20 protein-coding genes are annotated in these 22,281 nt (G+C 59.5%); 12 read left to right on the top strand and 8 right to left on the bottom strand.

Annotation, left to right across the window (positions count from 1 at the left end; genetic code table 11):
- Positions 1-51: 51 nt before the first annotated feature.
- On the bottom strand, positions 52-948 hold the full coding sequence (locus tag GOB83_RS06150) for a polyphosphate kinase 2 family protein (RefSeq protein ID WP_086646324.1): 897 nt from the start codon (positions 946-948) through the stop codon (positions 52-54).
- Positions 949-1,057: 109 nt separating this feature from the next.
- Here GOB83_RS06150 and GOB83_RS06145 point away from each other — a divergent pair, with 109 nt between their 5' ends.
- Positions 1,058-1,666: a YqgE/AlgH family protein gene (locus GOB83_RS06145; RefSeq protein WP_086646323.1), complete on the top strand. Its 609-nt coding sequence runs from the start codon at positions 1,058-1,060 to the stop codon at positions 1,664-1,666.
- A 54-nt stretch (positions 1,667-1,720) separates the two neighbouring features.
- On the opposite strand, the gene rapZ is transcribed toward GOB83_RS06145, so the two are convergent.
- Positions 1,721-2,692: an RNase adapter RapZ gene (gene rapZ, locus GOB83_RS06140; RefSeq protein WP_086646322.1), complete on the bottom strand. Its 972-nt coding sequence runs from the start codon at positions 2,690-2,692 to the stop codon at positions 1,721-1,723.
- Between the two features lie 243 nt (positions 2,693-2,935).
- On the opposite strand from rapZ, the gene GOB83_RS06135 reads away from it, so the two are divergent.
- Positions 2,936-3,334 carry a RidA family protein gene (locus tag GOB83_RS06135; RefSeq protein ID WP_086646321.1) on the top strand — a complete coding sequence of 133 codons (399 nt, stop codon included), beginning with the start codon at positions 2,936-2,938 and terminating at the stop codon, positions 3,332-3,334.
- 28 nt (positions 3,335-3,362) lie between these two features.
- Here GOB83_RS06135 and GOB83_RS06130 read toward each other — a convergent pair whose 3' ends face one another.
- Positions 3,363-5,144: a stimulus-sensing domain-containing protein gene (locus GOB83_RS06130; RefSeq protein ID WP_095349639.1), complete on the bottom strand. Its 1,782-nt coding sequence runs from the start codon at positions 5,142-5,144 to the stop codon at positions 3,363-3,365.
- Between the two features lie 9 nt (positions 5,145-5,153).
- Positions 5,154-5,870 carry a response regulator transcription factor gene (locus tag GOB83_RS06125; protein ID WP_086646319.1) on the bottom strand — a complete coding sequence of 239 codons (717 nt, stop codon included), beginning with the start codon at positions 5,868-5,870 and terminating at the stop codon, positions 5,154-5,156.
- Positions 5,871-6,063: 193 nt separating this feature from the next.
- Between GOB83_RS06125 and GOB83_RS06120 the strand changes: the two genes are divergently transcribed.
- From GOB83_RS06120 to GOB83_RS06080, 9 genes are all read left to right on the top strand, one after another.
- Positions 6,064-6,645, top strand: a complete 582-nt coding sequence (locus GOB83_RS06120; RefSeq protein WP_086646318.1) for a nucleotide exchange factor GrpE — start codon at positions 6,064-6,066, stop codon at positions 6,643-6,645.
- A 194-nt stretch (positions 6,646-6,839) separates the two neighbouring features.
- Complete coding sequence (dnaK, locus tag GOB83_RS06115) at positions 6,840-8,747, top strand: molecular chaperone DnaK (protein ID WP_165925545.1); 1,908 nt, start codon at positions 6,840-6,842, stop codon at positions 8,745-8,747.
- A gap of 154 nt (positions 8,748-8,901) precedes the next feature.
- Complete coding sequence (dnaJ, locus tag GOB83_RS06110; protein WP_165925544.1) at positions 8,902-10,038, top strand: molecular chaperone DnaJ; 1,137 nt, start codon at positions 8,902-8,904, stop codon at positions 10,036-10,038.
- A gap of 5 nt (positions 10,039-10,043) precedes the next feature.
- Positions 10,044-10,823 (top strand): 4-hydroxy-tetrahydrodipicolinate reductase, encoded by a 780-nt coding sequence (gene dapB / locus GOB83_RS06105; protein ID WP_165925543.1) that lies wholly within the window; start codon positions 10,044-10,046, stop codon positions 10,821-10,823.
- 188 nt (positions 10,824-11,011) lie between these two features.
- Positions 11,012-12,199 (top strand): methionine adenosyltransferase, encoded by a 1,188-nt coding sequence (metK, locus tag GOB83_RS06100; protein WP_086646314.1) that lies wholly within the window; start codon positions 11,012-11,014, stop codon positions 12,197-12,199.
- An 18-nt stretch (positions 12,200-12,217) separates the two neighbouring features.
- Positions 12,218-12,955: a tRNA (guanine(46)-N(7))-methyltransferase TrmB gene (trmB, locus tag GOB83_RS06095; protein ID WP_095349635.1), complete on the top strand. Its 738-nt coding sequence runs from the start codon at positions 12,218-12,220 to the stop codon at positions 12,953-12,955.
- Between the two features lie 95 nt (positions 12,956-13,050).
- Positions 13,051-14,628 (top strand): bifunctional phosphoribosylaminoimidazolecarboxamide formyltransferase/IMP cyclohydrolase, encoded by a 1,578-nt coding sequence (gene purH, locus GOB83_RS06090; RefSeq protein ID WP_165925542.1) that lies wholly within the window; start codon positions 13,051-13,053, stop codon positions 14,626-14,628.
- A 136-nt stretch (positions 14,629-14,764) separates the two neighbouring features.
- Complete coding sequence (locus GOB83_RS06085; RefSeq protein ID WP_242005754.1) at positions 14,765-15,505, top strand: OB-fold nucleic acid binding domain-containing protein; 741 nt, start codon at positions 14,765-14,767, stop codon at positions 15,503-15,505.
- 122 nt (positions 15,506-15,627) lie between these two features.
- Complete coding sequence (locus tag GOB83_RS06080) at positions 15,628-15,804, top strand: DUF1328 domain-containing protein (RefSeq protein ID WP_086646310.1); 177 nt, start codon at positions 15,628-15,630, stop codon at positions 15,802-15,804.
- 102 nt (positions 15,805-15,906) lie between these two features.
- On the opposite strand, the gene glyS is transcribed toward GOB83_RS06080, so the two are convergent.
- Both glyS and GOB83_RS06070 read right to left on the bottom strand, forming a co-directional pair.
- The gene (gene glyS, locus GOB83_RS06075; protein WP_165925541.1) at positions 15,907-17,967 is read right to left on the bottom strand and encodes a glycine--tRNA ligase subunit beta; all 2,061 of its coding nucleotides are present in this window, start codon (positions 17,965-17,967) and stop codon (positions 15,907-15,909) included.
- A gap of 4 nt (positions 17,968-17,971) precedes the next feature.
- Positions 17,972-18,856 carry a glycine--tRNA ligase subunit alpha gene (locus GOB83_RS06070; protein ID WP_086646404.1) on the bottom strand — a complete coding sequence of 295 codons (885 nt, stop codon included), beginning with the start codon at positions 18,854-18,856 and terminating at the stop codon, positions 17,972-17,974.
- A 233-nt stretch (positions 18,857-19,089) separates the two neighbouring features.
- On the opposite strand from GOB83_RS06070, the gene GOB83_RS06065 reads away from it, so the two are divergent.
- Positions 19,090-19,848 (top strand): DUF2076 domain-containing protein, encoded by a 759-nt coding sequence (locus GOB83_RS06065; protein ID WP_086646308.1) that lies wholly within the window; start codon positions 19,090-19,092, stop codon positions 19,846-19,848.
- Between the two features lie 96 nt (positions 19,849-19,944).
- Here the strand turns inward: GOB83_RS06065 and GOB83_RS06060 are convergent, their stop codons facing one another.
- Positions 19,945-20,457: a helix-turn-helix domain-containing protein gene (locus GOB83_RS06060; RefSeq protein ID WP_165925540.1), complete on the bottom strand. Its 513-nt coding sequence runs from the start codon at positions 20,455-20,457 to the stop codon at positions 19,945-19,947.
- Positions 20,458-20,593: 136 nt separating this feature from the next.
- The gene (gene lnt / locus GOB83_RS06055) at positions 20,594-22,273 is read right to left on the bottom strand and encodes an apolipoprotein N-acyltransferase (RefSeq protein ID WP_242005753.1); all 1,680 of its coding nucleotides are present in this window, start codon (positions 22,271-22,273) and stop codon (positions 20,594-20,596) included.
- Positions 22,274-22,281 lie beyond the last annotated feature (8 nt).

The following is a 22,281-nucleotide window of genomic DNA, read 5'->3' as shown; positions in this document are numbered from 1 at the left end:
TCCAGAGGGGCTTCCCCCCATTGCAGCGTGTGCCGCAATGGGGGAGGTGTTTCAGGGTTTTTCCTGCAACAGGCGTGTGCGGTAGTCATCAAGCTGGCGCATGACGTCGGGGTTGGGCTGTGGGGTAACCTGCCGCAGATTGTGCAAGGCCCGGATAATGGTGCCAATAACCACAAGACGTGCATACCATTTGTGGTTGGCAGGCACGATAATCCACGGGGCATGTGCGCGCGCGGTCTGGGCAATGGCATCCTGGTAAGCGGTTGCGTAATCATCCCAGTACTCGCGCTCATGCAGGTCCGAGGGAGAGAATTTCCAGCGTTTTTCAGGAATATCCAGCCGGGCCAGCAAGCGTTCGCGCTGTTCCTCGCGTGAGATGTTTAGGAAGAATTTGAGCACAATTGTGCCCTGCCTGCTCAGGTAGTGTTCAAGATGGCGGATGTCGCTGTAGCGGCCATCCCAGAATTCGGGGGTGTTGAGTGCCCCGGGAACATGCCCGTTTTTAAGCAGGTCAGGATGGACGCGGCTGACCAGAACATCCTCATACTGGCTGCGATTAAAAATAACGATGCGCCCTGCCTGCGGTGCAGCAGCATGGATACGCCACAAAAAACCATGCAGCAGATCGGTCGGGCCGGGCTGCTTGAAGGAGGTTACGGCAACGCCTTGCGGGTTCACGCCGGACATGACGTGCTTGATCGTGCCATCCTTGCCAGCGGCATCCATGCCTTGCAGAATGATCAGGAGCGAGTGGGTCTGGTTGGCGTACAGAAGTTCCTGAAGGTCCTGTAGCAGACCCTTGACCTGCCTGAGCAGCTTTTTGCCCGTGTCCTTGTCCAGTCCCAGATGCCCATCATCATCGGGGTTGTGGTCGCCCAGCCGGAACTGGCTGCCGTCCGTGACCTTGTAGCTGTCGAGTGCATTCAAAAAACGGGAGAGGGTGTTCATGGACAGGTGTCCTGAAAATTGAGCAATATGTGTCGGATGCATAGAATTACAGACAACAGTTGTGCTGGCAATCTTGCCAAAAAAGGAAGTGTTTCTCATATCTTGGGGGATGGTATTCGCAAACACGCCCCAACTCGCCCCTGCTGTTATGGATAACGGCCTTTCGCTGGCAGGTATGCTGCTGGTGGCAACGCCTATGCTTGGGGGGACCGCGTTCGGGCAATCCCTTATCTACATGTGCAGCCATACGCCAGATGGAGGGGCCATGGGGCTTGTTATCAACAAGCGCCTGCCCCGCCCCGATTTTGATGATCTGCTGGAGCAGTTGCACATTACCCCTGTTCCCCCGGTGCGCAGGATTGGCCTGTGCGCTGGCGGCCCGGTGGAAGAGGGGCATGGCCTTGTTCTGCATTCTGGGGAGTGGAGTGGTCAGGACAGCCTGCGTATTACCGAGAATGTGACACTCACCTCCAGCATGGATGTGCTGCAGGACATAGCTCAGGGGGGAGGCCCGCAGGATGCCCTGCTGGCCATGGGGCATGCGGGCTGGTCAGCAGGGCAGCTTGAGCAGGAGATTTTTCAGCACGATGCATGGATGGTGGTGCCCGCCACGCGTGAACTGATTTTTGGCATGGACCATACCGTTAAATGGCGGCGGGCTCTGGCGTCCATCAACATTGACCCAGCCCGTTTGAGCGGGCAGGCGGGCCATGCCTGAGCGCACGCGCTCAACACCCATATCCAGATTACGGTGTGGCGGTAGGCGGATTGCTCAGTAAGGATCGACCCGTGTGGTTTCAGTCGGTTTTCTGGCCCAGCGCCAGGCACTTATGCCTTGCCGGGCCAGTTCGCGGTGCATGATCATGATCGGCCATTGGCCAGACCCCTTGTAATGGCCCATGCCATCGGGGGCGGACAGGCGTTTGGCCAGTGCTTCCACCAGTGTAACCGAGCGGTGCCGGCCGCCTGAGCAGCCAATGGCGATGGTGGCGTATTTTTTGCCTTCCTGCACAAAGCGCGGCAGCACAAGCTGGAGCATGGCGTGGATCTGGTTCAGAAAAGGCAGGTAGTCCGGGTCGTGGGTTACGTAGGCTGCAACATCCCCATCCAGTCCGGTTTTGGGGGCCAGTTCGGCTACGTAATGCGGGTTCCGCAGAAAGCGGGCATCAAACACAATATCCGCCTCCCGTGGCAGGCCCGCAGGGTAGGCGAAGGACATCAGGGTAACAGTCAGCCCCTCGCTTGCACCACCAACCCACGGGCTAAACCGGCTTTCCACAAACTGCCGCAGGTCTGGTGGGGGCATATCGGTGGTGTCGATCACCAGATCGGCTGCGGCGCGCAGGGGAGCGGTCAGGGCGACTTCGGCCTCTATACCTTCCTTTATGCTGCTATGGGGGGCTAGCGGGTGCCGCCGCCGGGTGGCGGTATAGCGGCGGAGGAGCACACTTTCGTCCGCTGTAGCGTAAATCAGCTCCACGCGCAGGTGGGGGTTAACCCGCAGGCGGGCCAGAGCCGCCAGCACGGCGGACGCATCAAACCCTCTTGTGCGGGAATCGACCCCTATGGCCACAGGCCGTTCTGCGCGGGCTACAATATCGTCCAGCATGCCAAGTGGCGGGTTGTCGATCACCTCGTGGTCGAGGTCTTCCAGAATCCGCAGGATGGAAGACTTGCCCGCCCCGGACAGACCAGACACCAGCAGAATGCGGCGCGGAACCGACGTATCATCCGCCATGTGCATGGCCGGCTCTTCCTTTTTATTGTCCGAACAGAGGCATGCTCCCACCGGGCCGTTGGTGGCCTCTGGCGCGCAATTCGGATGCGGCGCGAGTTTAAAGCAGTTTTATGCGGAAAGAGAAGGCATTCTGCTCAGACCAGCTATACCGGATGTTAAGGAATGAGGCCAACCGACCCAAGGTGGTGCATTTGTTACGAAAGGGAAAATTGCGGTTCCCGCGCGGCTGCCTTACATCATCATTCCGTGATGAAAGATAAAACCCTGACACGGACCCCACGTTCCGTCGCCAGTCGTCCGCGTGTCGTGCAAACGGCGGGTGGCTTTGAGCTTGCCGGGCTGCATGCCCCCCAGTTCCGGGGGGTGGACCTTGCCGACCAGTGCCGGGCAGCCTTTGAAGAAGCCGTAACCTTGCTGGAGCCGCATGATCTGACATTGCGCGACGTTAGCCGCATTGTCTGCCATATTGCGGATGCGGATGAGTTTCCTGCCAGTTTTCCGGTTTTTCGCCAGTTTTTTCCTACCACATCACCGGGCATGACCATGATGTGGCTTAAGGATGCTCCCTCTTCGGTGCCAAAAATCACGGTTGATCTGATCATCAACGTGCCGGAAGAGGAAGATATGGACGTGGCAGCAGGGTTCTGACGCCCCACAACGCCATACCTCGCCACGTCTAGCGTGGCGGCAGGCTCAGCACGCGGGGCAGTTCGATAATGAACTGGGCTCCGCTTATGCCCCCCTTGTGGTCATGCAGGTTTTCCACAGCAATGCTGCCGTGTAGGGCCTCTATGATCTGGCGGCTGATGGACAGGCCAAGGCCGGAATGCTGGCCAAAGTTCTCGCTTTTGGGGCGTTCTGAATAAAAGCGGTCAAAAATGGAATCCAGCTTGGCCTGGGGAATCCCCGGCCCCTGATCCGAGACGGAAATCCGGACCATTTTACCATTGGCTGCGGCATGCAGGGTAATCTGCCCATTGGGCGGAGAAAACGATATGGCATTGCCGATCAGGTTGCGCAGCACCTGCACCAGACGGTCTTCTACGGCCAGAGCAGTCAGCGGGTGCTCGGGGGTGTCATCCTGCACATCGGTCACCATAACCGGCTGCCCGTCCTGACGTGTGGCCTGATGAATTTCCGTTAGAACAGCCAGCAGCGGGCCAACCGCTACGGGGCGGGCCTTGGCGCGCGACATTTCCGCATCCAGTCGGCTGGCGTCGGAAATGTCGGTAATCAGCCGGTCCAGCCTGCGCACGTCATCATTGATAATGGTCAGCAGGCGGCGCTGCTGGTTGAGGTCCTCTATGCGCAGCAGGGTTTCGATCGCGGAGCGGATGGAGGTCAGCGGGTTTTTGATCTCGTGGCTGACATCGGCAGCAAAGCGTTCAATGGCGTCCATGCGCTTCCACAACGCCTGTGCGCTGGCCTGCAGGGCGCGGGCGACATCACCAATTTCGTCCCGTCGGGCCAGCAGGCGTGCGGGCACCGTGCCTGTGCGCCCCGTGGTGTCCCGCATGACCTGTGCCGAGGCCGCCAGCCGCAGCAAGGGCCGCGCAATGGTGAGCGAAAGATACCATGACAGCAGGACCGTCAGCACCAGTGCCAGAAAAAAGAGCGAGAGAATGGTCGAACGGATGGCAAACAGCGAGCGGTCAACCTGCGAGGCCACGCGGGTCAGCTGGATTACGCCCACCGTCCAGCCATCGCGCATAACGGGCTCGGCCACCGTAATAATCAGCCTGCCACGGGATGTGCGGCGAATATAGGGCGGGGCTTCTGGCGGTGGGTGGTCTGTACCGTCAAGGCGCTGTGGGCGGTCCGGGCGGTCGGGAATATCTTCCTCATCGGTATTGAGGGTGACAATGCCCGGATTATGGCCAGACCACAGCCACGTTAAAAACCGCTCGTAAATGCCCGGCTGGTACGCGGGGGGGAAGGGAATGGTATGGGAGCGGAAGTGGTGCGGCTCCGGTGGTGTGTCCAGCGTGTCGGCCACATCAATCAGGTTATCGGCGACCAGCCGGCCATCGGGGCCAAACAGGCGGGCATGGGCGTTGGGGCTGGGTTCGGTCAGGCGCTGGAGGAGAGGGCGGGCCAGTGCGGCTTCCAGCTCGTACCCACGGTCCTGTAGCTGGGCGGCGTGGGGGTGGGCGGCGCGTACGGCACTCTGCCCCAGTGCTCCGGCGTAAATGCGGGCCTGCTCGCGCAGGGCTGTTACCTCGGTTGCCAGCAGGCTGTTGCGGAACTGGTTAAGGAACAGCACCGTAAGCCCCAGCAAGGCTAGCGGCAGGATATTCACCAGCAGCACACGGCGCATGAGGGGGGAGATCAGCCGGGTGCGCGATGCCTGATAGGCTGCCGTGGCCTCCACCCCACCATTATGCGGGCGCTGGCCGGGTATGCGCAGGCTGCGCGCCTGTGCAAACAGGTGCGCCAGCAGGGGGGGGCGGTTGGTCATGCCCTTGGGTCAGTCTTCCTTGTAGCGGTAGCCAATGCCGTACAGGGTTTCGATCTGGTTGAAATCATCATCCACCTGCCGGAATTTTTTGCGGACCCGCTTGATGTGGCTGTCAATGGTGCGGTCGTCCACATACACGGTGTCTCCGTAGGCCGCATCAATCAGCTGATCGCGGGATTTGACCAGACCGGGGCGCTGCGCAAGGGTTTTGACCAGCAGGAACTCGGTTACGGTCAGGGGGACATCCTCCCCTTTCCATGTGCATTTGTGGCGTAGTTCATCAAGCGAGAGATTGCCGCGTGTGAGCGCACCCCCACCTGTAGGGGCGCCGTTGGCTTCCGCCCGGCTGACCTCGTTGCGGCGCAGCAGGGCGCGAATACGCTCCAGCAGCAGACGTTGGGAGAAGGGCTTGGTAATATAGTCATCCGCCCCCAGCCGCAGTCCCATAAGCTGGTCCACTTCCTCATTTTTGGAGGACAGGAAAATAACGGGCAGGTTGGAGCGCGTGCGCAGGCGCTGCAACAGTTCCATGCCATCCATACGGGGCATTTTAATGTCCAGAATAGCCAGATCGACCGGGTAGGCCGTCAGCCCCTGCAATGCCGATTCGCCATCCGTATAGGTCCGGACGTTAAAACCCTCTGCTTCCAGGGTCATCTGAACCGATGTCAGAATATTGCGATCATCATCAACCAGCGCAATTGTCTGCTTGGTGCGCTCTGTCATCGTTTGTGTGTTCCTTTATCCCTTGCCATCAGCGCAAGCTGTTTAGCTTAGGCGCCGCAGGCTTCCAATGCCAAGAGGGGGAATGGCGTGATGCACGCTTTTTTCCGGCCAATGGCTGCCGTGCATAAAATCCTGCATTGCAGGGGGTCAACGGGTCTTGTCGGCTGGGGCGGTGTTGCCTACTTCTTGCTACATGACCCAAGATACAGAACCCACACAGGTCGAGACCCCGGTAGATCCGGCTCCGGCCGAACAGGCAGCCCCCCAGCAGGCAGGTGCTGCCGAGAATGCCGCCGATGCACACGTGCAGGACCTTGAACGCTCGGTTACGGAGTTCAAGGAAAAATGGCTGCGTGCTGAAGCCGAAAACCAGAACCTGATGGCCCGCGCCAAGCGCGACGTGGAAGATGCCCGCCAGTACGCGGTGCAAAAATTCGCGCGTGATGTGGTGGAAGCCGCCGAAAACCTGCGCCGCGCGCTGGACAGCCTGCCTGCCCAGACCGAGGGTGAGGACACGGTTGTGACCAAAATGCGCGAGGGGATTGAAAGTACGGAACGTTCCTTCCTGTCCATTCTGGAACGGCACGGGATCAAGAGCGACAACCCCGCTGGCAAGGCGTTTGACGCCAATCTGCATCAGGCCATGGCTGAACAGCCCAGCGCCGAGCATACCCCCGGTACGGTCATGCAGGCATGGACACCAACATGGACGCTGCATGGTCGTCTGCTCAAGCCCGCCATGGTGGTTGTGGCCAAGGCTGGTGACGCCCAGTAACACTGCGTGGGAGGGAAGATAAAAAACCTTCCCGCAGAGTGGTTTTTCCTTCTTGAAAAAGGGAAAACCGCACCATACATCAGGTTGGTCATTCTGATTGCGCCCCGACTTTGGTCCGGGCTCAGTCGGTTACGATAAAAAAGGGCTTTGTCTGATGCTTCGGGTCGGATGAAGTCGCTAAAAGGAGCACGAAATTGAGCAAAGTCATTGGTATCGACCTCGGCACCACCAACTCCTGCGTGGCCGTGCGCGAAGGTAACGAAACAAAAGTCATCGAAAACAGCGAAGGCGCACGCACGACGCCGTCCATGGTCGCTTTCACCGAAGGTGGTGAAATGCTGGTCGGGCAGGCCGCCAAGCGTCAGGCTGTTACCAACCCCACCAACACCCTGTATGCCGTAAAGCGCCTGATCGGCCGCCGCTTTGATGATGCGACCGTCCAGAAGGACAAGGGCATGGTCCCTTACAGCATTGTCAAAGGTGACAATGGTGACGCATGGGTTGAAGCACGCGGCACAAACTACGCACCGTCCCAGATTTCTGCCTTCATTCTGGGCAAGATGAAGGAAACGGCGGAAGCATATCTGGGCGAAAAAGTGTCGCAGGCCGTTATTACGGTTCCCGCGTACTTTAACGATGCCCAGCGTCAGGCAACCAAGGACGCAGGCCGTATTGCCGGTCTGGAAGTGCTGCGCATCATCAACGAACCCACCGCAGCAGCTCTGGCTTACGGGCTGGAAAAGAAGAGCGGCGGCACCGTGGCTGTGTATGACCTTGGTGGCGGCACGTTCGACGTTTCCGTGCTGGAAATTTCTGATGGCGTGATCGAAGTGAAATCCACCAACGGGGACACGTTCCTGGGTGGGGAAGACTTTGATAACCGTATCATCGGGTTTCTGGCCGACGAGTTCAAGCGCGAACAGGGCATCGACCTGCGCTCCGACAAGCTGGCCCTGCAGCGCCTGAAGGAAGCAGCAGAAAAAGCCAAGATCGAGCTGTCCTCCTCCAAGGAAACCGAAATCAACCTGCCGTTCATCACGGCCGATGCATCTGGCCCCAAGCATCTTGTGGTCAAGCTGACCCGCGCCAAGCTGGAAAGCCTTGTGGATGACCTGATCAGCCGCACGCTTGAACCCTGCAAAGCCGCGCTGAAGGATGCCGGTCTGTCTGCTTCGGGGATTGATGAAGTCATTCTGGTCGGCGGTATGACCCGCATGCCCAAGGTGATCGAAACGGTTAAGGAATTCTTTGGTAAGGACCCTGCCCGCAACGTGAACCCCGATGAAGTGGTTGCCATTGGTGCCGCCATTCAGGGTGCAGTGCTCAAGGGTGACGTCAAGGACGTTCTGCTGCTCGACGTAACCCCGCTGTCTCTGGGGATTGAAACGCTGGGTGGTGTGTTCACCCGCCTGATCGACCGCAACACGACCATCCCGACCAAAAAGAGCCAGGTGTTCTCCACGGCGGAAGACAATCAGGGCGCTGTGACCATTAAGGTCTATCAGGGCGAACGTGAAATGGCGGCTGACAACAAGCTGCTTGGCAACTTCGACCTGACCGGTATTCCCGCAGCACCGCGTGGCGTGCCCCAGATTGAAGTGACCTTTGACATTGACGCCAACGGCATTGTGTCCGTTTCCGCCAAGGACAAGGCCACGGGTAAGGAACAGCAGATCAAGATCCAGGCATCTGGTGGTCTGTCTGACAATGACATCGAAAAGATGGTCAAGGACGCAGAAGCCAACGCAGCAGCCGACAAGGCCAAGCGCGAGCAGGTGGAAGCCCGCAACAGTGCGGAATCCCTTGTGCATCAGGTCGAAAAGTCCCTGTCTGAAGTGGGTGACAAGGTTCCTGCTGCGGACAAGACCGAAGCCGAAGGTGCCATTGCTGCCGTTAAGTCCGCTCTGGAAGGCACGGATGTTGAAGCCCTTAAGAGTGCAACGGAACGCCTGACACAGGCTGCCATGAAGGTGGGTGAAGCCGCCTACAAGGCAGGTCAGGAAGCCGAGGGCGCTGAAGCCGGTGCCGCTGGTGCCAAGGCAGACGAAAAAGACATCGTTGACGCCGACTTTGAAGACGTGAACGAAAACAAGAAGTCCTGATCGGACGCATGCAGCCCGTGAGGCCATGTGACAAGCATGGCCTCAATGCATTATCTTTCCGGCGTCCGTGCTTTTATAAGGCGGACGCCGTTTTACATTTTACATTCTGGACAGATGCTGTGCTCATGCAAGAGGCAGCCCCAAGAGGACTTTCATGGCTACTCAGCTTGATTACTACGAAATTCTTGAGGTAACCCGCACGGCCTCTGCCGAGGAAATTAAAAAATCCTACCGCAAGATGGCCATGAAGTTTCATCCCGACCGGAACCCGGGGGATGATGCAGCGGAAGCCAAGTTCAAGGAAATCAATCAGGCTTACGATGTGCTCAAGGACGAGCAGAAGCGCGCCGCCTACGACCGCTTCGGCCATGCAGCGTTTGAAGGGGGTGGGGCTGGCCCCGGCGGGTTCGACTTTAACGGATTTGGCGGCGGCGGTCTGGGCGATATTTTTGAGCAGATGTTCGGGGACATGATGGGCCGCCGTGGTGGGCAGGCCCGGAGTGGGAACGACATCCAGACCCATGTTGAAATCACGCTCGAAGAAGCATTTGCAGGCGTTGAAAAGGACGTGCGGGTTATTACCCGTGTTGCCTGTGATACCTGCCATGGCACGGGTTCCAACAGTGGTGCCTCCGGGGTGGAAACCTGTCCAAGCTGCCACGGGGCGGGTAAGGTGCGTGCCCAGCAGGGCTTTTTTGTGGTGGAACGGGCCTGCCCGACCTGCCATGGCGCGGGCCGCGTGGTCAAGGACCCCTGCAAAGCCTGCCGTGGGGAAGGAACTGTGGAGCAGGAACGCACCATCAAGGTGCAGATCCCCGCAGGTGTTGAGGACGGAACCCGCATCCGCCTGACAGGCGAGGGAGAAGCCGGTGGCAATGGCGTGCCGCCGGGTGACCTGTATGTGCATGTTTCCGTTTCCGAGCACTCCATCTTCCAGCGCGATGGTGCCAACGTGTATTGCCGCGTGCCCCTGCGTATGGCGCAGGCTGCTCTGGGGACCGAAATAGAAGTGCCGGTTATTGATGGTAGCCGCACCATTGTTAAAATCCCGGCAGGCACACAGACCGGCGCGCATTTCCGCCTGCGGGGCAAGGGCTTCTCGGTCCTGCGGTCCAGTGCGCGGGGGGATATGTATATTCAGGTCACGGTGGAAACACCGCAGGTGCTGACCAAGCGCCAGCGTGAACTGCTTGAAGAATTTGAGAAAGAAGCGGGCGAGGACATCAAACACAGCCCCGAGCACACAGGCTTCTTCCGCCGCGTGCGTGATTTTTTTGAAGGATCGGAATAACACACATGCGCATTGGTATTGCAGGGATTACAGGCCGCGTAGGGCGTTTGTTGGTTGAGGAAGTGCTGGCAGCCGGGGCGACCGTAGCCGGTGGCACCACCCGTTCGCCCGAGCAGGCCGCGGGCCTGCCTGCGGGTATTCCGCTGTTTACAACCATGTCCGCACTGGCAAAGGAATGCGAGGTTGTGATCGACTTCACGCATGCCGATACGGTTGCGTCGAGTGCGCAGGCGCTGGTTGGTACTGGGGTGGCGTGGGTGCTGGGCACAACGGGCCTTTCCGCACAGCAGAACCAGGCGCTGCGGGATGCCGCGGGTGACATCACCATTGTGCATGCTGCCAACTTTTCCCCCGGTGTCACGTTGGTGCGCCGCCTTGCCCAGATGATGGGGCAGGCCTTGCCAGCAGACTCCTACGATGCGGAAATTGTGGAAATGCATCACAGGCAGAAGGTGGATGCGCCTTCGGGCACAGCACTTGCCATTGGTCAGGCTGTGGCTCTTGGCCGTGGTGTGGCGCTGGAAGACGTGCGTGAAAGCGGGCGTGATGGCCTGACAGGCCCCCGCAAACCCGGTGCCATTGGCTTTGCCGCCCTGCGTGGTGGGCAGATTGTGGGGGAACATGACGTTCTTTTCACATCTGCGGATGAACAGATTACCCTGTCGCACCGGGCTTTTGACCGGCGTATTTTTGCCACGGGTGCAGTACGCGCCGCATTGTGGGCAAAAGGGCGGGAAGCAGGGCTTTACAGCATGGAAGACGTACTGGGCCTGCCCCCGTTGTAAGGGCCAAAGCAGGTGGTATGGGGCGTGCCCCGCGTCTGGCGCAGGGCTGAAAACAGGGGCTTGTCTTTTGCGCTGGTGGCGTATGGCTCTTGACCATTACTTTCTATGCCGCCATAGGATGCCGTCCCCTTTTTTGGGGATGGTTACCTGTTTTCTTTTTTCACTGGCGTGGGGCGAACGGCACCATCATGCGTAAAGACGGCGATTTTCTGTTTACTTCGGAATCAGTTTCCGAAGGTCATCCCGATAAAGTTGCTGACCGGATCAGCGATACCGTTCTGGACGCGTATCTGGCGGCAGACCCCGAAGCGCGCGTAGCGTGTGAAACGCTGGTAACGACCAACCGTATCGTTCTGGCTGGTGAAGTGCGTGGCCCCGAGTCCGTAACCTCCGAGCAGCTGATCCATCTGGCTCGTGAAGCTGTTAAGGATATTGGGTACGATCAGGCCGGCTTCTCCTGGCGTCATGCCGAAGCTTCCAACTACCTGCATGCTCAGTCCGCTGACATTGCCGTTGGTGTGGACAGCACATCGGACAAGGACGAAGGTGCAGGCGATCAGGGCATCATGTTCGGTTATGCCTCTAACGAGACAGACACCCTCATGCCTGCGCCGCTGTATTATGCGCACCGCATCCTGCACACCATCCGTGACCTGCGTCGCGCTGGTGATGAGCGCGTTGCAGGCCTCCAGCCCGATGCCAAAAGCCAGGTGACCCTGCGTTACGTCAATGGTCGTCCGGTTGGTGCCACTTCTGTTGTGATCTCCACACAGCATGATGAAGGTGCGGACCAGAAAATTCTGCGCGATCGTCTGCTGGACGTAACCCGCAGCGTGCTGCCCGAAGGCTGGATGCCGCCTGAAAGCGAATTCTACGCCAACCCGACCGGCGTGTTCGTTATCGGTGGCCCCGATGGGGACTGCGGCCTGACGGGTCGCAAGATCATTGTGGACACCTACGGCGGTGCAGCCCCCCATGGTGGTGGTGCATTCTCCGGTAAAGACCCGACCAAGGTTGACCGTTCCGCAGCTTATGCCTGCCGTTACCTTGCCAAGAACGTTGTGGCTGCTGGTCTGGCAGACCGCTGCACCATCCAGCTTTCCTACGCTATTGGCGTGTCTCATCCGCTGTCCGTTTACGTGGACCTGGATGAAAGCGGCAAGGATGTGGATGAAGCCCGTCTGGGTGAAATCCTGCGTGAAGTCATGGACCTGACGCCGCGCGGTATTCGCAAGCACCTGCGCCTGAACCGTCCGATCTATGCGACCACATCTGCTTATGGTCACTTTGGCCGTACGCCGGATGACAAGCTGGATACCTTTACATGGGAACGCACCGATCTGGTGGATGCCCTGCGCAGCGCCCTGAAGCGCTGATATAAAGGTAGCGAGTTTATGACGGAGGCAAAAGGTCAGGCCATTGCTGGCCAGCCCGAAGCAGTGGATGTAAAACCCCCGCCGGAAAGGCTGTATGGCCGCCAGCGTGGGCATCCGCTCCGCCCCCGTCAGGAACGCCTGCTGGACGAAACGCTGCCACGCCTGCGGTTTCCGCTGGATAAGGCAGCGAACCCAGCTTCTGTTTTTGGCCATGCGCCACAACAGATCTGGTTCGAGGTCGGCTTTGGTGGGGGCGAGCATGTGCTGGCCCAGACCAAAGCACACCCCGAAGTTGGCTATATAGCCTCCGAAGTTTTTCATAACGGTCTGTGTTCGCTGCTGAACAAGCTTGTGCCTGTTGAGCAGGAAGCCACCGCCCCGCTGCCGGATATGCTCCGCCTGTGGGATGATGATGCGCGTCTGGTGCTGCGGGCCCTGCCCGATGCCAGTCTGGACCGGCTGTTCCTGATGTTCCCTGACCCGTGGCCCAAGGCCCGGCATGCCAAACGCCGGTTTGTGCATCCGCAGAATGTGGAACTCTGTGCCCGTGTGCTCAAACCCGGTGCTGTCTGGCGCGTTGCCAGTGACGACCCGACCTACCAGGCCTGGGTGCAGGAGGTCATGTCCGCACAGCCGTATTTTGAGGCACCACCCCCGGCGACCATCCGCCCCGATGGCTGGTTCCCCACCCGGTATGAGGCCAAGGCCATAGCCGCAGGCCGTCAGCCACTTTACTGGACGTTTACCCGCCGTTAGGCGGTGTCCATCTTCTTTGTCCCGGCTGGTTGCCTCTGCGCGGCATGTTGGCTAATCAGCCGCATTACGTTTTTTGCCGTGCGAAAGGTCCACCCATGAGCCAGACGACGCTTCCTATCCGTCGCGCCCTTATTTCCGTATCCGACAAAGCCGGTCTGCTTGATCTGGCCCGGGCCCTTGTGGCGCAGGGGGCGGAAATCCTGTCCACGGGCGGTTCCGCCAAAGCCCTGCGTGATGCTGGCGTGCCTGTTACGGAAGTGTCGGATTATACGGGGTTTCCCGAAATTCTGGATGGCCGCGTTAAAACGCTGGTACCCAAAATTCATGGGGGTATCCTTGGCCGCCGTGACTTGCCCGCGCATGTCGAGCAGATGAAAGAACACGGCATTGGCTCGATTGATCTGGTTGCCGTGAACCTCTACCCGTTTGAAAAAACGGTTGCATCTGGCGCCGATGCCGAAACCTGCATTGAAAATATTGATATTGGTGGCCCGGCCCTTATCCGTGCAGCTGCCAAAAACCACGCGCATGTGGTGGTGCTGACCGATCCGGCCCAGTACGAAGGGCTGATTGATGCGCTGGGTGATGGTGGCACCACGCTGGACATGCGCCGCTTTTATGCTGGTGCAGCCTATGCCCGCACGGCTGCGTATGATGCGGCTATTGCGGCATGGTTTGCCGCGCAGGCGCAGGACGCGTTCCCCGAACGGTTTGCTCTGGCTGGCCAGCGGGCTGAAATCCTCCGTTATGGTGAAAACCCCCACCAGCAGGCAGCCTTTTACCGCGATGGCAGCACCCGCCCCGGTGTGGCCACGGCCGTACAGGTGCAGGGCAAGGCGCTGTCTTACAACAACATCAACGATACAGATGCCGCGTTTGAGGCTGTTGCCGAGTTTGATGCCCCGGCTGTGGTCATTGTCAAACACGCCAATCCCTGCGGTGTTGCCGTTGCAGACACGCTGACCTCGGCGTGGGATCAGGCCCTGCGGTGTGACCCGGTTTCTGCCTTTGGGGGTATTGTCGCCCTTAACCGTCCGCTGGATGCGGTCACGGCGGAAAAGATTTCCACCATCTTTACCGAAGTCATTGTGGCCCCCGATGCTGCGGACGATGCAAAGGCCCTGCTGGCACGCAAAAAGAACCTGCGTCTGCTGCTGACCGGTGGCCTGCCTGACCCCACGGCTGCTGGTACGGTTGTGCGCTCGGTTGCCGGGGGCTTTCTGGCCCAGACGCGCGATAACGGACGGATTGCTCCCGAAGCGCTGAAGGTTGTCACCAAGCGTGTTCCCACGGAACAGGAAATGCAGGACCTGATCTTTGCCTTCCGGGTGGCAAAGCATGTCAAGTCCAATGCCATTGTGTACGCCAAGGATTGCGCCACGGTGGGCATTGGTGCCGGGCAGATGAGCCGCGTGGACTCCGCTCGCATTGCTGCCAGCAAAAGTGGGGAAGCCGCCAAGGCTGCTGGCCAGTCCACCCCTCTGACGCAGGGTTCCGTTGCTGCCTCCGATGCGTTCTTCCCCTTTGCGGATGGGCTGGAAACCATTGTGGCTGCAGGGGCGACAGCCGTTATACAGCCCGGCGGGTCCATCCGTGATGATGAGGTGATTGCCGCCGCCGATGCCGCAGGCATTGCCATGGTGTTTACTGGTATGCGTCATTTCCGCCACTGACGCGCTATTCCCGCTCTTGCGGGAATGGGCCTTCATGGCAGAGTATGCATACGAGTCTCACGCATTGCCGCGTTCTGCCCCGGTGGGGCAGGGCGCGCCTGTCCTTAGTGGTTGTTTCATGCGCTCTTTGCTTAGTTTGTCTGGTTTGATTCTGGCGTCTTCTGTTGCGGTGGCAGCCCCTGCACATAAGGAGGCGTCCCCCCACGGCACCACCTTTGCCTCCAGGCAGACCGCAACGGAAAAGCAGGCCACAGGCGTATATGACCTGTCCGTGCTGCCGGTGTTTACGGGGAGCGTGGTGCAGTTTCTGCCAGCCCCCCACGGCGGCATTGTCGGTTTTGTGCTTGATGATGGCACGCAGGTTTTTGTCTCCCCCGAACAGGCCCATACCTTTGCAGGCCTGATCAAGGTTGGGGACAAGGTGGACATTCGCGGCATCAAGGGGCAGGTCCTGCCGATTATCCGTGCCTTTAGCGTGGCAAGCCCGCGTGGGCGCACGGTGCAGGACAGCTTTATTGAAATGCCGTTACACTCCCCCGAAATGATAGCCGGGCCAGACCTTGTTCTGCATGGTGAGGTCTGGATGCCGCTGTATGATGCAGGCGGCCATCTGACGGGTGCCGTGCTCAAGGATCATTCGGTTATCTATCTGTCTCCGCGTGAGGCCGCGCGGGTTTCTGGCCTGCTTAAGGCCGGGCAGACGCTCTATGCTGTGGGTGGTGGCAGTAGTGGTGATCTGGGCATTGCCATTGACGCGCGTGAAATTGGACCTGCAGCGGATAAGCTGATCGGCATTGCCGTGGGCAATGTACCCCCGCCCGGCCCTGCTCCGGGGTCTCCGGGTTATGATCTTATTCCCGGGGCGGATGAGCACTAAGCCCTCGAACACAAAGTGTCATGCCAGAATGGCGACCACAGAACCGTGGTCGCCATTTTGCGTTAAGCCCCTATGGAAGCATGGAACATGCATGGCATGGACATGGACGAAGGGAGGCCAGAATGGCGTTGATACGGTGGATTATTGTTTTTCTTATTTTTGCTCTGCTGGCATCCCTGTTCGGATTTAATGGTGCGGCCTCGGGGTTCTCGGAAATTGCCAAGGTTCTGTTGTTCGTCTTTGTGGTGCTGCTGATCATCAGCCTGTTTTTTGGTGGTCGTTCGCGCTCGGGGCCGTAAAAACAGACAGGGCCTGCGCGATCTGGTCGTGCAGGCCCTGCAAAAGGCGGAATACCTGTTTGTGTATGCCCCCACCTTCCGGCATGGAAGGTGGGGTGTTTTTTAGCCTTCGATCTGGCTGAAGTCGGCAATCAGGCGCATCATACGCACAAGGCGGGACAGGAGTTTAAGCCTGTTCAGGCGGAGTGCGGCATCTGGCGCGTTAACGGTGACATCTTCAAAAAAACGATCAAGGGGCTGGCGCAGGCTGGCTGCGGCCCGCATGGCATCGGCAAAGTGCTCGGCAGCAAAAGCCTGTTCCACGGCGGGTTCAACCGTTTGTAGCGTTGCATAAAGGGCGCGTTCCTCGTCCTGCTCAAACAGGGCGGGGTCGGGCATACCTTCATGCGGGCCGTCTTTTTTGTCCTCAATCCGCAGGATATTGGCGGCACGGCGGGTGGCGGCCAGCAGGTTCTGGCCGTCCTCGGTTTCCAGCATGGTCTGCAATGCCTGTGCGCGGGCGAGCAGACGCACGATGTCCGTGTCTTCATTATCGACCGAAATCGCGGCAAGGCAATCATGCCGTGCTCCTTCGGTGCGGACCTGTACGCGCAGGCGCTCGGCAATAAACTGGGGCAGCAGGGCCAGATCCGGTGCATTGCGCAGGGGTTCGGGCAGGGCTTCTGCCGCCAGCGTGAACAGCTTAACCAGATCCAGTCGCAACCCGTTTTCACGGATCAGGCGGATAATGCCAAGGGCTGCGCGGCGCAGGCCAAACGGATCACCCGAGCCGGATGGCTTTTCGCCAGCGGCAAAAAAGGCCGTCAGCATGTCAAACCGGTCCGCCAGACCCAGCACGACGGAAACCGGGGCTACCGGCACCTCGTCCCCCGGGCCACGCGGTGTGTAATGCTCGCTAATGGCCTGTGCCACTTCGGGCTGTTCGCCATCATGGCGGGCATAATAACCACCCATGACGCCCTGAAGCTCGGGGAACTCCCCAACCATGCCGGTTGTCAGATCGGTTTTGCTCAACTCGGCTGCGCGTTCACACAACGCGGCAGGGGCGCCAACCATGTCTGCCAGAATGGCCGCAAGGCGTACCATACGGCGGGTACGTTCCCCCTGCGAGCCCAGCTTGGCATGGAAGGTGATGGTGTTCAGCCCTTCCACGCGGGAGGCAAGGCTTTGCTTGCGGTCAAGGTTCCAGAAGTGCCGGGCATCGGCAAAGCGGGCGCGCAGCACGCGCTCATTCCCGCTGACAACCAGAGAGCCATCATCTGTGGGAATGATGTTGGCGACAAAGGCAAAGCGCGGTGCCGCCGAACCATCGCTGTTGCGTAGGGCAAAATAGCGCTGGTTGACGCGCATGGACACCTGCATGACCTCGGGCGGGAGGTCCATGAAGATCGGGTCGATCTGCCCTAGGAAGGGAACAGGCCATTCGACCAGCCCGGAGACTTCATCCACCAGCCCGGCATCGGGCACAATGCTCAGCCCTTCGGCCTGTGCCAGTGCATTCAGCCCCGTGGTAATGGCCTCACGGCGTTCGGCGGCATGCACCATCACATGGCGTTCATGCAGGCCCTGCTGCCATTGTGCGGCACTGGTCACGTCCATAACACCGGGGTTGAGGAAGCGATGCCCCTCGGTCTGGTTGGAAGCGCTCAGGTTGTGGCCGTTATCGTCTGCCGTAGCCATGGAAAATGGTACGATCTGGCCGTCCAGCAGGCAGACAATCCGCCGCAGGGGGCGGACCCATGTCATGGTGCTGCCAGCACCCCAGCGCATGGATTTGGGCCAGGGGAAGCGGCGCAGCAGGTCGGGCATAATGGCGGCAATATGCGCAGCGGCCCCAATAGGAGCTTCCTCACGCTCGAGCACCCAGAACCCGTTTTGTAGGGTCAGGGCGTCCTTGCTCACGCCATGTTTGCGGGTAAAGCCTTCCAGAGCCTTTTCTGGTGCGTTCTCACGCGGGCCACGTTCAGAAACGGTGCGGCCGGGCACCATGGCATCCAGGTTGAGGGAGGCGGCAATCCGGCGGGGGCCGGTATAGCTTCTGGCATCCACAGGGTTGAGCGGGGCCAGAGCCTCGCCCAGCAGGCGGAGCAGGTTCTCGCCGGCCTGCTGCTGCATGCGGGCGGGGATTTCTTCTGAAAAAAGTTCAATCAGCAATTCGGGCATGGTCTTATTTGTCCTCGCCTGCCAGCCAGGTTTCGCAACACAGTTTTGCCAGTGTGCGCACCCGGCCAATATAGGCCGCGCGTTCGCTTACGCTGATGACGCCGCGGGCATCAAGCAGGTTGAACAGATGGCTGGCCTTAAGGCACTGGTCATAAGCAGGCTGGGCAACGCCTGCCTCGGCCAGTGCAACACTTTCCTTTTCCGCATCGCTAAAGTGCTGGAAAAGACGCTCCGTGTTGGCCAGTTCAAAATTATGGCGTGAGTAATCCTGCTCGGCCCGCAGGAACACATCGCCGTAGGTCAGGCCTGCGCCGTTGTAGTCGAGGTCGTACACGTTTTCCACGCCCTGCACATACATGGCCAGACGTTCCAGCCCGTATGTCAGCTCCGTGGAGGGCAGGGTTACGGGAATACCGCCAACCTGCTGGAAATAGGTGAACTGCGTGACCTCCATGCCATCGCACCATACTTCCCAGCCTAGGCCCCATGCGCCAATGGTCGGGTTTTCCCAGTCATCTTCCACAAAGCGGATATCGTGCTTGTCGGGGTCAATCCCGATGGCACGGTAGCTGTCCAGCAGCAGTTTCTGGCTTTCTTCAGGAGTGGGTTTAAGCAGGACCTGATACTGGTAGTAATGCTGGAGGCGGTTGGGGTTTTCCCCGTACCGTCCATCGGACGGGCGGCGGCAGGGCTGCACGTAGGCGGCCTTCCAGGGCTTGCTCCCCAAAGCCCGCAGCGTTGTGTGGGGGGAGAGAGTGCCTGCACCTATTTCCTGATCATAGGGCTGGAGAATGGCGCACCCCTGTTTTGACCAGAACTGGTGCAGGGTCAGGATAAGGTCCTGAAAGGAGAGGGGCCGCTCTGTGGGGCGGGGAGACGCCGGGTCCATGGTATGGATGAAACTCCGCAATATGACGGTCAGGTTGAATGTGCGCAGGGCACGCGTGGCCACACCATACAGCCCCACGCGCCAGACCGGAAGAGAAGGCAGGCCTTATGGCAGGGTTTCCTTTGTGGGGGTCTCTCTTGTAACAGGCTTGTGGGCGCGCCACATCTTGGCCAGAGTGTTCTGGCACAAAGCTCTGGTGCTGTAATTGGCCCGGCAGGGCGGGAAGGTATGGAATGACAAACGAAGAACGCGACCTTATTGAAAAATTCATGGCCCGTGTTGGTGGAGCCGCCCAGAACGGTTTTGGCAGCGTACCCGCAAGCCAGCCCAACCTGCCCGCGATTGACCCACAGGCAGACCAGTTTATCGCGCAGGAATTCCAGAAATACCCAGAAGCCCGTTACCGCGTGACCCAGATGGCCGTGGTGCAGGAAGCCGCACTGGTGCAGGCACAGAATCGGATCCAGCAGCTTCAGTTCCAGCTTCAGCAGGCGCAGCAGGCCCTGCAGGCGGCACAGCAGCAGAGCAATGCCGGGCAGCAGAAGTCTGGCGGGTTTTTTGGTGGCCTGTTTGGTGGCGGGCAGTCTGCCCAGCCGCAGTCCGCACCGCCTCCGGGCTGGGGTGGGCGTCCGGCTATGCCGCCGCAGTATCAGCCCCAGCCTATGCCTTATGGCATGCAGCCTTCTGCGTTCTCGGGCGGGTCAGGCTTTTTGGGCAGCGCGCTGACAACAGCCACAGGTGTTGCCGGGGGCATGCTGGCAGCCAATGCACTGACCAGCCTGTTTAGCGGCCACCATGATGGCGGCATGGGCGATGGTGGCATGGGTGGCGCAACCACCAACGAAACCATTGTGAACAATTACGGCGATACAGGCGCAGACCCCTTTGCAGGCGCTGGCGTGCAGGCCGATCAGGGCTTTGATGCCGGTGGTGGCGATTGGGGCGGAGATGCTGGCGGGGACTGGGGCGGTGGTGACGATCAGAGCTTCTGATCCCCGGTTTTTCTAACCACACAAACCAGACAGGGGGCGGTGCGCAGGCATCGCCCCTTTTTTGTGTGCGTGCGGAGCTGCCGGTAAGCTCCGCGGTTAACCCGCAGTGCTGGGCCGGGCCATGGACTGGATGAGGTCCAGCATTTTCTGCCGCAAGGCTTTGTCGGGGATCTGGTAATAGGCCCGTACCAGATCGAGAGTTTCTTTTCTGGCCAGCAGGTCCTGCTCGTCCGCCATGGCCTGTGTTGTGGGGCCAGGCGGAACGGGGGCAGATGGGGGAGGGGGCGCACCAAAAGGCTTGCGTGTTTCGGCAAATCCTGTGGTGGTTATGCCGGTGGCCGGGTTGAGCATATCATCAAAAAAGAAGCTGATCGGCACGTCCAGCGCAGTTGCAATATCGTACAGCCGGGAAGCCCCAACCCTGTTGGTGCCCCGTTCGTATTTTTGGATCTGCTGGAAAGTAACCCCAAGTGCTTCGCCCAGCTTTTCCTGCGATAGCCCCAGTAATGTCCTGCGTAGCCGAATACGTTTGCCAACATGGGCATCTATTGTTTCGGCATGCGTGGATATCGTGGAGGCTGGATCCGTCAAAGGCTCGGTTTTGCTCACGACTGGATTTTTTCCCGCGGCTGTAAAGGCTGGAACAAGATGACGGATAACATGTAATCTTAACGTTTCATAAAGGAAAATTGGGAACGTTCGAGAAAAGCATGAAATACTGCCGCCATAACAATGCCTGCCTGTTTTAAAGCTGTGTTTTACTGTTGGGAGGACTGGTCGCGTGCTGGTGATCGCGGCGGGGCAGGCAGGCCAATACTAGCACCATAACACATAGGCCCAGCGGAATGGACTGTCCCATCCTGCCAAACAAGGTTGGCGGAAGTGAGGCAGGGAGTGCCACAGTCAGCACGCCCGCCTTGCCCCATTCCAGATGGTCCAGCATATGGCCCATACCGTCATAGGCGGTGGAAATACCGGTATTGGCAGCGCGGGCCACAGGAAGCCCTTCCTCCACAGCCCGTAAACGCACGGAGGACAGGTGCTGGCGTGGGCCTGCACTATTACCAAACCAGGCATCGTTCGTTACGTTTGCCAGCCACCGGGGGCGGTCATGCACATTGACCACATCGCCCGAAAAAATAACCTCGTAGCATACAAGGGGGCCAACTGCGGGAATATCGGGCAGGTGCCATGTCTGTGGGCCGGGGCCTGCGGCCATACCGCCCTGAGGCACAATCTGCAGGGGAATGAAGGGGGGCTGGTATTCACCAAACGGCACAAGCCGGGCTTTGTCATAAACGGCTTCTATGCTGCCATCTGGCGCGAGCGCCATAACCGAGTTGCGGTAATGCCCTGCATCATCCATGCGGAGCGCACCAATAATGCCCGCATCGGCACCGACCGCCCATTCCATAATGGCCTGCCGCGCACGGGGGCTGTCCTGTAGCAGGTCATAACCGGGGAAAGCGGTTTCGGGCCAGAGGAACACAATGGGGCGGAACCGCTCACCCGGTTTGCGCTGTGTTGTCTGCAAGGCTTGTGCAGCCTGCACGCCCTGTGCGGTCAGATGCAGGTAGCGGGTAAAAATATCACGCGGGCTCTGCCTGCCTATTTTTTCGGATTCAGGGACATTGCCCTGCACAATGACGGCAATGGGACCGGGCTCGCTGGTGGGGTGCACGGTATAAAGCCGTAGAGTACCCGCTATGCACCACAGCAGCATAGCAGCAATGGAGCCTGCAAAAACACGCCTGCGTATGGCAGACGGCAGGGGGGCAGGGGCATTATGGGTGCCAAGCAGCCGATCTGTCCAGCGGGCGAGCGGTGTCTGGTCCAGAAGGGCTGTCCCGCAGAGCAGGGCGAGCAGAACCAGCGCAAGGGTCAGGCCATCTTCCCCCATCCACGCGGCAGGCTGGATCAGCAGCGTGCCTACAGGGCCGGGTATGGCAAGGCAGCTCCCCAAAGCGTTCCATGTAAAACCACTGAAGATGAAGGTGCGCCCCATATCAAACAGGGTCCACAGGGCGGCAAAGGCGCTCAGGCGGCGCAGGCCGGGGGGTAGTCGCGTGCATAATGCAGCAGGGACCGCCACAGTAGGGGCCAGAATGAGCGCGCAGCCAAGGGAGGGGAACGGTACAAACCACCAGAACTCATCTGCCCTGATCAGCACCGCATTGACCAGCCAGTACAGACCGGCGGCATAAAAACCAAACCCGAACAGGGCACCTGTCCAGGCGGCATGCCGCCAGTTCCGGGTCGTGTTGAGCCTTTGCCCAAGCAGCCCAAAGCCAAGGAGGAGGATTGGCAGAATATGGAGCGGCGGCAGTGCCAGCGTGGATATGCCACCAAGCCCCAGCATAAAGACGACAAAATAAAGAGTTTCCCGTTTTGGACAAAAGCGGGACAACACGTTTTTTGAGGGCATGAGGGTGC

This window comes from Acetobacter fabarum (assembly GCF_011516925.1).
Lineage (GTDB): Bacteria > Pseudomonadota > Alphaproteobacteria > Acetobacterales > Acetobacteraceae > Acetobacter > Acetobacter fabarum.
Note: the sequence above shows the minus strand (reverse complement) of the source record. Positions and strands in the feature narration are given on the sequence as shown.